Origin of the sequence: Bifidobacterium merycicum DSM 6492 (assembly GCF_900129045.1) — a bacterium.
GTDB classification, from domain to species: Bacteria; Actinomycetota; Actinomycetes; order Actinomycetales; family Bifidobacteriaceae; genus Bifidobacterium; species Bifidobacterium merycicum.
In genome coordinates, this window is record NZ_FQTX01000001.1 from 516848 (window position 1) to 530626 (window position 13779).

Here is a 13779-nt window from a genome sequence, read left to right on the forward strand (position 1 = left end):
CATGCATGTGATGAGACGCAAGCCCGGGCATAACGTTATACAACACATTCGTCGGCAGGCCATGACGCCATCCGACGATCGCACGACAATCGGGCATAAGAAAGGCCGGAACACATGTTTGGCAAGAAAAACGGATTCTTCTCCGACGGTAAGATCACCCTCGAACAGGCTGATCCCGAATTCATCACCCTGTTCTCCAACTTCGCCTACGACGAAGTGGTGAACGAACCGGGCGCACAGCACCCCGACCTCGACGACGCCACCCGCTCCATGGCCATCCTCGCTACGCTGATCGGATGCCAGGGCGTCGACGCCTACGAGATGATGCTGCCGGTGGCCTTGGAAACGGGCCTCACGCCGGTGCAGGTGAAGGAAGTGGTCTACCAGGCCGTCGCCTACCTCGGATTCGGCCGCGTACTGCCGTTCCTCAAAGCGACCAACGAGATCTTCGTCGACAAGGGCATCAACCTGCCGCTGGAAGGCCAGTCCACCACCACGCCGGAAACCCGCGCGGCAGCCGGCGAACAAACCCAAATCGACATCTTCGGCGAACGGATGCGCGGCTTCGCACAATCCGGCCCCGAGGAGACCCGCCACATCAACAAGTGGCTGGCCGGCAACTGCTTCGGCGACTACTACACCCGCAAGGGCCTGACCGCCCGCGAGCGCGAAATGATCACCCTGTGCTTCCTCGCCGCCCAAGGCGGATGCGAACCGCAGCTCACCTCCCACGCGAAGGCGAACATGGGAGTCGGCAACGAGAAGGCGTTCCTCATCGCGGTGGTCTCCCAGTGCATGCCGTACATCGGCTACCCGCGCACCCTCAACGCGCTGCGCTGCATCAACGAGGCCGCGCAGGCAATGCAGGCCTGAGCCGCGCGACACGACACGGCGTATCGGGGCGCAACGTATCCGAACACGTTCAGGGCGGGAAGCACAACGGCTGTTTCCCGCCCCTTCACATATGTAGCCATTACGGGAACACGGCAGGATCACGCGCCAATCGAAGACCGTGTTATCCACAAACGTGCCCCAAGACCGAATATTACCCACCGCGAACCGAAGCGGATTATCCACATATCCCCAAAGCGGGGACGACCGGTTGCATACGGCATCGCCCTCCCATAAGCTGTCCCGCACACATGGGGAAAGCCCCTATGGGAAAGGACGAGGATGTCAACCACACGAAGCATGGAACACATGAGACCTGACACGCTCGCGGACGGGTATCGCCGCATCGGATTCGACGGTCTGCCCGTCGGAGGCGAGGGTCGCTCATGAGCGCGGCGCGGACGATCATCCTCCCGTACGGTGAGGGGAGTGGGAGGGGGAGCGCGTCATGCCGGCGTGTCGGCCCACGTGCGGCGAAACGACGGGGACGGGCGGTGCCGACCCGGCCGCATGCGCGTCCGGAAAGCATGAATCGGCGCACGGTGACGGGGTAGTCGGTGATTGCTATAGTGTTCCCTTGGTTTATACACATCCGCAATCGCAATATCGGAAAGAGCATGGTGAAGCATGGCAATTGAGGCAAAGGGCCTGGAGATTCAGATCGGCGCACGCACGTTGCTTCACCCAACGGATTTCCATGTGGCGAAGGGCGACAAAATCGGTCTGGTCGGGCGCAACGGCGCCGGCAAAACCACGCTGACCCGCGTCATCACCGGCGACATGCTGCCCACCGCGGGCAATGTGCGCGTATCCGGCAAGCTCGGCTACCTGCCGCAGGACACCCATGCCGCCGATCCGACCCAGACCGCGCTCGACCGCATGATGAGCGCCCGTGACATCGCCTCGATCATCAGCCGCATCCGCAAAGCCGAGAAGGAGATGACCGACCCCGATCCCGACGTGATGACCAAGGCCATGAACCGTTACGACAAGGCCATGCAGGACTTCGACAAGGCCGGCGGTTACGCGGCCCAGTCCGAGGCGATCACCATGGCCGCATCACTCGGCCTGCCGCAGGACGTCATGGAACAGCAGCTGGGCACGCTCTCCGGCGGTCAGCGCCGCCGCATCGAACTGGCCCGCATCCTGTACTCCGACGCGGACACGCTGATCCTCGACGAGCCGACCAACCATTTGGACGCCGACTCCATCGAATGGCTGCGCAGCTATCTCAAGAAATACGAGGGCGGCTTCCTGGTCATTTCCCACTCCACCGAACTGCTCGACGAAGTGGTGAACAAGGTGTGGCATCTCGACGCGCAGCTCGGCCAGATCGACATGTATTCCCTTGGCTGGAAGGCGTATCTGCATCAGCGCGTGGTCGACGAGGAACGTCGCCGCCGCGAACGCGAAGTGGCCGAGAAGAAAGCCGACCGTCTGATGAAGCAGGGCATCCGCCTGCACGCCAAAGCCACCAAGGCTGTAGCCGCGCAGAACATGATGCGCCGCGCCGCGAAACTGCTGGAGAACACGTCGGAAGCGCAGAAAGCGGAGAAGGTCGCCGACATCCGGTTCCCCGAACCTGCACCCTGCGGCAAGACCCCGATCATGGCGAAGGACATCTCCAAGGCATACGGTTCGAACATCGTGTTCGCCGGCGTGAACCTCGCCATCGACAAGGGGTCGCGAGTGGTGATCCTGGGCTACAACGGCGCCGGCAAAACCACCACGCTGCGCCTCCTGGCACACATCGAAGAGCCGGACACCGGTTCCGTCGACTACGGCCACGGCTGCAAGATCGGCTACTTCGCGCAGGAACACGACACACTCGACCTCGACGCGACCGTACTGCAGAACCTCGTGCGCGTCGCCCCGGAACTCGACGACACCCAGGCGCGCAGCATCCTCGGCTCGTTCCTCTTCTCCGGCGACGACGCGATGAAACCGGCACGCGTGCTCTCCGGCGGCGAGAAAACCAGACTCGCCTTGGCCACACTGGTCACATCAAGGGCGAACGTGCTGCTGCTCGACGAGCCGACCAACAACCTCGACCCCGCATCCAGGGACGAGATCCTCAAAGCCATCGCCAAATACGAAGGCGCCATCGTGCTTGTCACCCACGACGAGGGCGCGGTACAGGCGCTGAACCCGGAACGCGTGCTGCTGATGCCGGACGGCGACGAGGACCTGTGGAACGACTCCTACCTGGATCTGGTCGCCGAAGAGTAGTAATACCGGCCGGCCGCATCCAACCACGGGCAGGCTCCGCATATGCCGGAGCCTGCCCGTTCCGTATCGAAGCGCACGATTGATAAGATGGGGGAGTCGGCCAGCCCCGGCGGAGCTGCACCGTCAAGGAAATTTGTATCCGGCGTGAGGTAGCAATATGGATATGACTGAACATGCAGATCAAAGCGTGAACACGACCACGATGGTCAAGGAATACACCAACCCGCTGAAAGCACCGATCGACAACGACATCAACCTGTTCGATTTCCTCGACCAGCGTGCAAGCCGCGATCCGGAAGGCTCGATGGTGGAATACAAGGGCGAAGACGGCCGTTGGCACTCCTTCACCGCACGCGAATTCCGTCAGAAAGTCATCGACATCGCCAAAGGCCTGATCGGCTGGGGCATCAAAAAAGGCGATTCCGTCGCCATCATCGCCCGCACCTGCTGGGAATGGACCGCACTCGACCTGGCGGTCATGTCCGTGGGCGCACTCACCGTCCCGGTCTACGAAACCAACTCCGCGCAACAGATCAAGAACGTCTTCAACGACTCGAAGGTGGTGCTCGCCGTCGCCCAGGACGATACGCAGCGCGACAAGGTCGAAACGGTGAAGGACGAAGTGCCGAGCCTACGCGGCGTGCTCATGATGGACGCCGGCGCCATCGACGCGATCATCGCGTTCGGCGAGGACGTCAGCGACAGGGAATTCTGGGCACGCAAGAACGCCGTGCATGGCGACGCGCTCGCCACCATCGTATACACCTCGGGTTCCACCGGCACTCCCAAGGGCGTGGAACTCACCCATGCCAGCTTCGCCTTCCTGTGCCTGTCCGCCACACAGTACATGCCCGGCGTGGTCAACGCCCCCGGTCGCAGGCTCCTGCTGTTCCTGCCGTTGAGCCACGTGTTCGCCCGCTACATGTCGTTGCTGTGCTTCGCCGGCACGTTGACGCTCGGACTGAGCTCCAGCATGAAAACCATCGTCAAGGATTTCGAAGGGTTCGGCCCCACGCTGCTGCTCGCGGTGCCGCGCGTGTTCGAGAAGGTGCACAACGCCGCCTCGCAGCGTGCCGGCACCGGTGTCGCCGGCAAACTGTTCGCCCGGGGCGCACGCACCGCACGCGAATGGTCGCATGTGCTGCAGGCCGGCGAGAAGCCGTCGCTGAAGCTGCGCGCGTCGCATGCATTGTACGAGCGTCTCGTCTACCGGAAGATCCGGACCATCTTCGGCCCGAACGCGCAGTGCGCCATCACCGGCGGTGCGCCGATGGACCCTGAACTGTCGCACTTCTTCAACGGCATCGGCATGCAGCTGCTCGAGGGGTATGGCATGACGGAAACCTGCGGTCCCGTGTGCGTGAGCCTGCCCGAGGATAACCGCATCGGCACCATCGGCAAGCCGCTGAACGGCGTGACGGTCGGCATCGCGGACGATGGCGAGCTGTGCATCCGCGGTCCGCTGGTGTGCAATGGCTACCATAATCAGTCTGAGGTCACCGCCCAGCAGATCGTTGACGGATGGATGCATACCGGCGATCTGGGCGATGTGAGTGACGACGGTTTCGTCTCCATCACTGGCCGTAAGAAGGACCTCATCATCACCGCCGGCGGCAAGAACGTGTCGCCCGCCATCCTGGAGGCTTCCGTCATGACCTCCCCGGTGGTGAGCCAGTGTCTGATCATCGGCGACAAGAAACCCTTCGTCGCGGCGCTGGTCACGCTTGATCTGGCGGATGCGAACGCTTGGCTCTCCGCGCAGGGCGCGCAGGGCGAACCGGATCTCGCCTCCCTAGCCCGCAATCCGATCGTCCGCTCCGAGGTCGAGCGCGCGATCAACGCGGCGAACGACGGCGTCTCGCGTGCCGAGTCCATCCGTAAGTTCGAGATCCTGCCCGACGAGTTCACCGAGGCGAACGGCATGCTCACCGCAAGCCTCAAGACCCGCCGTGCGCAGATCATCAAGCATTACGCCAAGCTCATCGACGAAGTCATCTACGTGCCGCTGAAGAAGTAGCGGATCGTCGGATAAGCCATGCGCCCCGATGCGAGCGGTTCCGTCCGCTCGCATCGGGGCGCAGTCCGTTCAACGGGGAATCGCGGATGGTTTTCGCGACACGCTCGAACAAGTGTTCGAACACCGGGGCGTGCGGTATCCTTGGGGCGAGTACCGCGGGCCCGTCCCGCAGAAAGGTGGGATGAGTATGGTCACCGGCAACACGAACGGCAGGGGAACGGCGGATGGTGCGCGCGCCGCGTCCAAGGCCAAGCGCGGATCCTCGAAGGCGAGGAACGCCAATGGTCCGGTGACGGTCAAGCAGGTGATCAGCGAGGACTCGTTCCTGTCGCGTGAGATCGCCAAAGCGCCGCTCATCGAACAGGATGGATGCCTCGTGGCGGACATCTCGCACATCCCCAACGATCTGAAGATCATCATCCAGGGTGCACGTGAACACAACCTCAAAAACGTCGACCTCGCCATCCCGCGCAATCGCATGGTGGTGTTCACGGGTCTGTCCGGTTCGGGCAAATCCTCGCTCGCATTCGACACCCTGTTCGCCGAAGGCCAAAGACGCTACGTCGAATCCCTGTCCGCCTACGCGCGCCAGTTCCTCGGGCAGATGGACAAGCCGGACGTCGACTTCATCGAAGGATTGTCGCCGGCGGTTTCCATCGACCAGAAGACCACCAACCGCAATCCGCGTTCCACGGTGGGCACCATCACCGAGATCTACGATTACCTGCGACTGCTGTTCGCACGCACCGGTGTACCCCATTGCCCGGAATGCGGCGAGCCCGTGCAGGCGCAGACCCCGCAGCAGATCGTCGACGCGCTGCTCGCCAAGCCGGAGCGCACGCGTTTCCAGATTCTCGCGCCCGTGGTCAAAGGACGTAAGGGCGAATTCGTGGACATGCTCGAACTGTTGCGATCCGACGGCTACGCCCGTGCGCTGATTGACGGCGAAATGCGCCAGCTGTCCGACGACATCAAACTCGCCAAAACACGCAAGCACACCATCGAAGTCGTGGTCGACCGACTGGTCGTCAAGGAGGGTGTGCGCCAGCGCCTCACCGATTCCGTCGAAACCGCGCTGAAACTCGCCAACGGCAGCATCGTCATCGACTACGTGGACGAGGAGGAGGGTAGCCCGGCCCGCCGCCAGCCGTTCTCCGAACATCGCAGCTGCCCGAACGGGCATACGCTCGAACTCGACGAGATCGAGCCGCGCACCTTCTCCTTCAACGCACCATACGGCGCATGCCCGGTGTGCACGGGTCTCGGTTTCAAACTGGAGATCGATCCGGAACTCGTCATCGCCGATCCGAGCAAATCGCTCAACGAGGGTGTCATCGAACCATGGTCGAACACCAAGATGACCTCGCAGTATTACAGGCATGTGCTCGAAGGCCTCGCCGACGAGATGGGCTTCTCCATGGATACGCCTTGGGAGGAGCTGCCGGAGGACGTCCGCCACGACATCCTGTTCGGCCATGATTTCAAGGTCAACGTCTCCTACCGCAACCGTTGGGGGCGTCTGCGCGAATATTCCACCGGTTTCGAAGGCGTGGTGCGTACGCTCATGCGCCGTCACGAGGAAACCGATTCCGAATCGATGAAGCAGTACTACGAGTCCTATATGCGCGAAGTGTCATGCCAGGCGTGTCAGGGCCGCAGGCTCAAGCCCGAGGTGCTGGCGGTCACCGTCGATGGCAAATCCATCTTCGACGTGTGCGACATGCCGGTGGTGCGTGAACTGGAATGGGTCCGCGGCCTGAACCTCACCGGCTCCGCGGCGCTCATCGCGGGCGAGGTGTTGAAGGAGATCAAGGCGCGTCTCGGCTTCCTCAACGATGTCGGCCTCGACTATCTGACGCTGTCGCGTGCGGCGGCCACCCTGTCCGGCGGCGAGGCGCAGCGCATCCGTCTGGCCACGCAGATCGGTTCCGGTCTGGTCGGCGTGATGTACGTGCTGGACGAGCCGTCCATCGGCCTGCATCAAAGGGATAACGAGCGTCTCATCGAAACGTTGCATCACCTGCGCGATCTGGGCAACACGCTTATCGTCGTCGAACACGACGAGGACACGATCCGCGGTGCCGACTGGCTGGTCGACATCGGCCCCGGCGCCGGCGAACATGGCGGCGAGGTCATCTATTCCGGCCCCGCCAGCCAACTGACGAAAGCGAAACGTTCGATCACGGGCGACTACATCGCCCATCGCCGTGAGATCGCCGTGCCGCAGCACCGGCGCAAAGTGCGCAAGACCGCGCGTCTGCGCGTGGTCGGCGCCCGCGAGAACAACCTCAAGAACATCACCGTCGATTTCCCGCTCGGCGTGTTCACCGTCGTCTCCGGCGTCTCCGGTTCGGGTAAATCCTCATTGGTCAACACGATTCTGTACCCGGTGCTGGCCGATAAGCTCAACGGCGCGCGCATCGTGCCGGGCAAGCATACGCGCGTGGAAGGCATCGACCAAGTGAAGAAGGTCATCCACGTCGATCAGAACCCCATCGGGCGCACGCCGCGTTCGAATCCGGCCACCTACACCGGCGTGTGGGACAAGATCCGCACCCTGTTCGCCAAAACGCCCGAGGCGCAGGTGCGCGGCTACGGTCCGGGGCGTTTCAGCTTCAACGTCAAGGGCGGTCGTTGCGAGGCCTGCCATGGCGACGGCACGCTGAAGATCGAGATGAACTTCCTGCCCGATGTCTATGTGGAATGCGAAACCTGCCATGGCAAGCGCTACAATCGCGAAACCTTGGAAGTCAAGTACAACGGCAAGACCGTGGCCGACATCCTCGACATGCCCATCGAGGAGGCAGCCGACTTCTTCAAGGCATACACCGGCATCTCACGCTACCTGAAGACGCTCGTGGACGTCGGCCTCGGCTACATCCGTCTCGGCCAGCCGGCCCCCACCCTGTCCGGCGGCGAATCGCAGCGCGTCAAGCTCGCCACCGAACTGCAGCGTCGTTCCGACGGCAAAACCGTGTACATTCTCGACGAGCCGACCACGGGCCTGCACTTCGAGGACGTGAACAAGCTGCTCAAGGTGCTGCAGGGTCTGGTCGACAAGGGCAATACGGTCATCGTCATCGAGCACAACCTCGACGTGATCAAATCGGCCGACTGGGTGATCGACCTCGGCCCCGAAGGCGGTGACGGCGGCGGTACCGTCGTCACCGAGGGCACGCCGGAACAGGTCGCGCAGTGCGAGGAATCCTGGACCGGCAAGTTCCTGAAGACGATGCTATGACCGCCATATTCGAACGTCACAGCCCCGACGAATGGCGCAAGACCGCTTCCGCGCTGCTCGACGGGCAGCGCGAGGGGCAGTCGGACGCGGCGGAGCGCCGCGGCGTGAACGTGAACGGTGCGCCCCTGCTGGGGGACAGCCGCGACCTGTTCCGTCCGAAAACCTCCGACATTCCGGCCGAACCCGGCGTCTACAAGTGGCGTGACGGCGAAGGCCGCGTCATCTACGTGGGCAAGGCGAAGAACCTGCGCAATCGTCTGACCAATTACTTCCAGCCGCTGTACCAGTTGCATCCACGTACGCAGACGATGGTGCTCACCGCCCGCAGCCTCGAATGGACGGTCGTCGGCAGCGAACTGGAATCGTTGACGCTCGAATACACGTGGATCAAGGAATTCGACCCCCGGTTCAACGTGCAGTTCAAGGACGACAAGACCTACCCGTATCTGGCGGTGTCCATCGGCCAGGAATACCCGCGTGTATGGGTGACGCGCAGCCGCAACCGCAAGGACACTAGGTATTTCGGCCCTTACGCCAAGGTCTGGCCGATGCGCCAGAGTCTCGACACGCTGTTGCGCACCTTCCCCGTCCGCACCTGCAACTCCAATGCGTTCCACAAGGCCGAGCTGACGAACCGACCGTGCCTGCTCGCATCCATCGGCAAATGCTCCGCGCCGTGCGTCGGTCGCATCTCCGCGGCGGAGCATCGTCGCATGGTCGAACGGCTGGTCGGTGTGATGACCGGGCGTATCGGCAAATCCTATATAGCCCAACTCACCCGCGATATGAAGGCCGCCAGCGCCGACCTTGAGTTCGAGAAGGCGGCCAAGCTGCGCGACGAGATCCAGCTGCTGTCCACGGTGGTGCAGAGCAATGCCGTGGTGATGGACGATCAGGTCGACGCCGACGTGTTCGGCTTCAGCACCGATGAGTTGGAGGCATCCGTCCATGCCTTCTTCGTGCGTGCCGGTTCGATTCGCGGCGAACGCAACTGGAACGTCGAACGGGTCGAGGATATCGAGGACGCCGATCTCATGGCCGATTTCATCGTGCGCGTGTACGCGGATGCGGCCGGAGCCGGAATCCCTGAATCCTCCTTGGAAACCGACGGCACGCGCATCGTCACCTCGCGTGACGCGCTGGCCCCCACGCAGTCGGTCACCGCCACGGATGCCGTGGCACGCGCCCAAGCCACACGCGAACGCAATCAACGTCAGGAGCAGACTGGTCGCGCCGACCTGCTCGCCCCGGTCGCGCCCGTACCGAGGGAGGTCATCGTCCCCATCGAGCCGAGCCGACGCGAGGAGTTGGAGGAATGGCTGACGGGTCTTCGCGGGGGAGCGGTGTCGATACGCGTCGCCGCACGCGGCGACAAGAAGCAGCTTATGGACCGTGCGAACGAGAATGCGGCGCAGGCGTTGCAGCGTTCCCGGATGAGCCGCATCAGCGATATGGAGGCGCGCACCAGGGCCATGAACGAGGTGGCCGACGCGCTGGGATTGAACGAGGCACCGCTGCGCATCGAGTGTTACGACATTTCGAACACGGTGGGCGGCGCGTTCCAGGTCGCTTCGATGGTGGTGTTCGAGGATGCGGTCGCGAAGAAAAGCGAATACCGCCGTTTCGCCATACGCGGTGATGACGGCAAAGGCGCGCTCGACGATCTGTCAGCGTTGTATGAGACGTTGACCCGCCGGTTCCGCCACGGCAATATCGCCGGTGATTCTGGCGAGGATATGAGCGAGGGGCGGGCGGCCTCCACTGACCGTCGCCATTTCGCCTATAAGCCGAATCTTGTGGTGGTCGATGGCGGCAAACCCCAGGCCACGGCCGCGGCCAAGGCCCTCCGGGACTGCGGTGTGACCGATGTCGCGGTCTGCGGCTTGGCCAAACGTCTCGAGGAGGTGTGGGTGCCGGACGACGATTACCCGATCATCCTCAAACGCCAGTCCGAAGGCATGTACCTGCTGCAACGTGTGCGCGACGAATCGCACCGTTTCGCCATCACCTACCATCGTCAGACCAGAAGGAAAGGCGCGCTGCGCAGTGCCCTCGACGATATTCCGGGCATCGGCGAACAATATCAGAAACGTCTGCTCGCCCATTTCGGCTCGGTCAAGGCCATGCGCGGCGCGAGCGTCGAGGATTTCGAAGCGGTCAAAGGCATCGGTCATGCCAAGGCGAAGGTGTTGTACGACGCGCTGCACGCCGACGATAACGGCTCCGGTTCCTCCGACGGTTCCTCCGACGGATCATCCGACGAAACTTCCACCGAATCCTCCGGCGAATGAACGATAGCCGCGACTCGGGCGTGTGGTGACGCTACCATGGAAGCGGAGAGAAGGAGATAAGGGCATGACCATTATCAACCATCGCTGCGCCGTACTGGGCAAGCCGATCGCGCATTCGCTGTCGCCGGTGCTGCACAACGCCGCATACCGCGCTTTGGGACTCGACGATTGGTTCTACGACAGGCATGAAGTGGGCGAGAGCGATCTCGACGGTTTCCTCAAGGGGCTTGATTCCCAGTGGGCCGGATTGAGCCTGACCATGCCGTTGAAAAAAACCATTCAGCCCTACGGTGAACCGTCGAATAAGTGGGCGAGGGAACTGGGGGTGGCCAATACCGCCGTGTTCGACTGGTCGGCTCCGAACGCGTCCGGCGTCGAAGGTCTTCCCGCCATCAGGCTGTACAACACGGATGTTCCCGGCATCCGTCTCGCCTTCGACCACGCCTATCGCGTCCACGGCGTCGACGAACCGGGCGACAGGTCCGGTGAGGCGGTCATCATCGGCAACGGCAACACCGCGACGTCGGCGCTTGCCGCGTGCACCATGATGCCCGGCATCGGCCATGTGACGATCGTGGCCCGCCATCCGGACGGCAACGCCGAGCTTGAACCTTTGGCGGGCAAATTCCTGCCGGGGGAGCACCCCATCAGCATTCTTGGCATGGATCATGCCGTCGAGGCGCTTCGCGCGGCGGATGTGGCGATCAACACCATTCCCGGCCATGCCGCTGACGGTGTGGCGGCCCGATTGCTTGACGCGGCTCCCGCCGTGAAGGGTACGTTGCTCGACGTGGTCTACGATCCGCGTCCGACCGAACTCATGAAGGCGTGGAGGCGTTGCGGAGGCCTGGCCATCGGCGGCGAGGAGATGCTTCTCTATCAGGGCATGATCCAGGTATGGCTGATGACGGGTATCCGCGGTGAGGACCCGCAGAGCACGGATCCGGCTGATCGGGAACGGAATGAAGCGTTGGGATCGGCCATGCGCCAGGCATTGGAGGAGGCGTTGTGATGAGCGGAGAGAACACGACATCCAAACGGAACGATAGCGACGAGGCGAACCGGCCGGCACCGGCCAGCACCTTCGAGGTGTTGCTCATCACCGGCATGTCCGGCGCGGGGCGCTCTCATGCCGCGGACTGCTTGGAGGACATGGGCTGGTATGTGGTCGACAACCTGCCTCCCAAACTGCTCGTGCCGCTCGTTGACATGATGACCAACGTGGCCGGTCCTACGACCGCCGCCGCGGACAACGCCGCTGTGCACAAGCTGGCCGCGGTCATCGACGTGCGTTCCCGCGCGTATTTCGACGATCTCAACGAGGTGCTCAGCCATCTCGACGATCTCGGCGTACGTACGCGCATCCTCTTCCTCGATGCCGCCAACGACGTACTGGTCACCCGTTACGAGAAGGTGAGACGCCCGCACCCGTTGCAGCACGGCAACAGCCTCATCGACGGCATCATGGAGGAACGGCAGCTGCTGCAGGGGCTCAAGGAGCGCGCCGATATGACCATCGACACCTCCCGCCTGAACATCCACCAGTTGTCCACGAAGCTGTACGAGGCGATGGTCGGTTCCGGCCCATCGACGGTTTCCGTCCACATCTTCAGCTTCGGGTTCAAATACGGAACCCCCACGGATGCGGATTTCGTCGCGGATGTGCGCTTCCTGCCCAATCCGTATTGGGTGCCGAGCCTGCGCGAATTGAACGGCCAGGACAAGGCGGTATCCGATTACGTGCTTTCCAGCGACGGGGCGACCGAATTCCTCGACGCCTATGAGAAGGCGTTGATGATCGCCATCAACGGGTACGCGAAGGAAGACAAGCATTTCGTGACCATCGCGGTCGGATGCACCGGCGGTCAGCACAGATCGGTCGCCATGAGCGAAGCCCTGGCGGACCGGTTGCGCTCACATGGGCTGGAAGTCAGCGTTTCCGCACGTGAACTGCGCCGCCGTCATTGACGGTCCATACGCCGCCCGTCAATATGCTCACATGGCGAGACGAGTGGTTTTAAAATAATGAAATCTGAGAGAGTCTTGTCCAAGTAGGTCGGTATCACAGAACTTCGGTGAAGTCGTGTGTAACCCCGCGACAGGTCTGCAAAGAGCAATGGAACAGATGGATTGAGGAGGTCTGCTCTTGGCGTTTATTGATGATGTGAAGAGCGAGCTCGCTGAGCTGGAAGACGAGAAGGTGGACGCCCGCAAGGCACAGGTCACCGCCATGATTCGCTTCGCCGGCGGCTTTATGAATAACGCCCAGAAACAGATCGTCATGCTTGCCACGTTCGATTCCCTTACACCCGCCGAGTGGTTGAAGAAGAACATCGAGGAGCTGTACAACCTCGAGGCCCATATCGCCACGTCCACGCGTACCACGCCCAGGGGAACGCATCAGTACCATATCGTCAAGGTGGAGCGCGGCGCGGTGAACCTCGCCGTCGCCACCGGTCTGATCGACCGCAACAGGGCGGTCCGTGGCCTGCCGGCGAAGATCGTGCAGGGCAAGATCGCGCAGGTTCGTGCCGCGTGGAGGGGCGCGTTCATGGTCAGGGGCATTCTTTCCGATCTGGGCAAGAACCCCTTCATGGAGATCATCTGCCCGACCAATGAGGCGGCCATGGCGTTGGCCGGTCTGGCACGTCGCCTAGGCATCACCGCCAAGCCGCGTCAGCTGAGCAAGTCCTTCCGTGTGACGCTCACCGACCCGGATTCCATCGAACGCATGCTCAACTCCATGGGTGCGGTTCGTTCGTCCCGCGACTGGACCGGTAAGCGTTCCGACGGCGAAACCCGTTCCAAGGCCAATCGTCTGGCGAATTTCGACGACGCGAACATGCGCCGCAGCGCCAAGGCCGCGGCCGAGGCATGCGACAAGGTCCGTCAGGCCTTCGACCTGTTCGAGAAGAACGGCGTGGATGTGCCGGAGAATCTGCGTGTGGCGGGCAAGCTGCGTCTCGAGCATGGCGACGCGAGCCTTGAGGAGCTTGGCCGTCTCGCCGAGCCGCCGATTTCCAAGGATGCCATCGCGGGCCGTATCCGTCGTCTGCTGCAGCTGGCCGATAAGACCGCGCGTTCGCTCTCCTGAGCGTTTCGACGCGATT

The 13779-nt window shown here is 62.6% G+C and carries 8 protein-coding genes; all 8 read left to right on the forward strand.

Annotation, left to right across the window (positions count from 1 at the left end):
- The first annotated feature begins 114 nt into the window (after positions 1–114).
- The 8 genes from BUB29_RS02025 (at position 115) to whiA (ending at position 13763) form a co-directional block, all read left to right on the forward strand.
- Positions 115–873, forward strand: a complete 759-nt coding sequence (locus BUB29_RS02025; RefSeq protein WP_033522884.1) for a carboxymuconolactone decarboxylase family protein — start codon at positions 115–117, stop codon at positions 871–873.
- A gap of 645 nt (positions 874–1518) precedes the next feature.
- On the forward strand, positions 1519–3120 hold the full coding sequence (locus BUB29_RS02030) for an ABC-F family ATP-binding cassette domain-containing protein (protein ID WP_033522883.1): 1602 nt from the start codon (positions 1519–1521) through the stop codon (positions 3118–3120).
- A 163-nt stretch (positions 3121–3283) separates the two neighbouring features.
- Positions 3284–5137, forward strand: a complete 1854-nt coding sequence (locus BUB29_RS02035; protein ID WP_033522998.1) for an AMP-dependent synthetase/ligase — start codon at positions 3284–3286, stop codon at positions 5135–5137.
- Positions 5138–5444: 307 nt separating this feature from the next.
- Positions 5445–8378: an excinuclease ABC subunit UvrA gene (gene uvrA / locus BUB29_RS02040; protein WP_051915090.1), complete on the forward strand. Its 2934-nt coding sequence runs from the start codon at positions 5445–5447 to the stop codon at positions 8376–8378.
- On the forward strand, positions 8375–10669 hold the full coding sequence (gene uvrC, locus BUB29_RS02045; protein ID WP_033522882.1) for an excinuclease ABC subunit UvrC: 2295 nt from the start codon (positions 8375–8377) through the stop codon (positions 10667–10669). Before uvrA ends, uvrC begins: the two co-directional genes overlap by 4 nt.
- A gap of 70 nt (positions 10670–10739) precedes the next feature.
- Positions 10740–11681 (forward strand): shikimate dehydrogenase family protein, encoded by a 942-nt coding sequence (locus tag BUB29_RS02050; RefSeq protein WP_193349151.1) that lies wholly within the window; start codon positions 10740–10742, stop codon positions 11679–11681.
- Complete coding sequence (gene rapZ / locus BUB29_RS02055) at positions 11681–12637, forward strand: RNase adapter RapZ (protein ID WP_033522880.1); 957 nt, start codon at positions 11681–11683, stop codon at positions 12635–12637. The genes BUB29_RS02050 and rapZ overlap by 1 nt, the downstream gene beginning before the upstream one ends.
- 178 nt (positions 12638–12815) lie before the next feature.
- Entirely contained in the window at positions 12816–13763 is a 948-nt protein-coding gene (whiA, locus tag BUB29_RS02060; protein WP_033522879.1) for a DNA-binding protein WhiA, read from the forward strand.
- Positions 13764–13779: the final 16 nt, after the last annotated feature.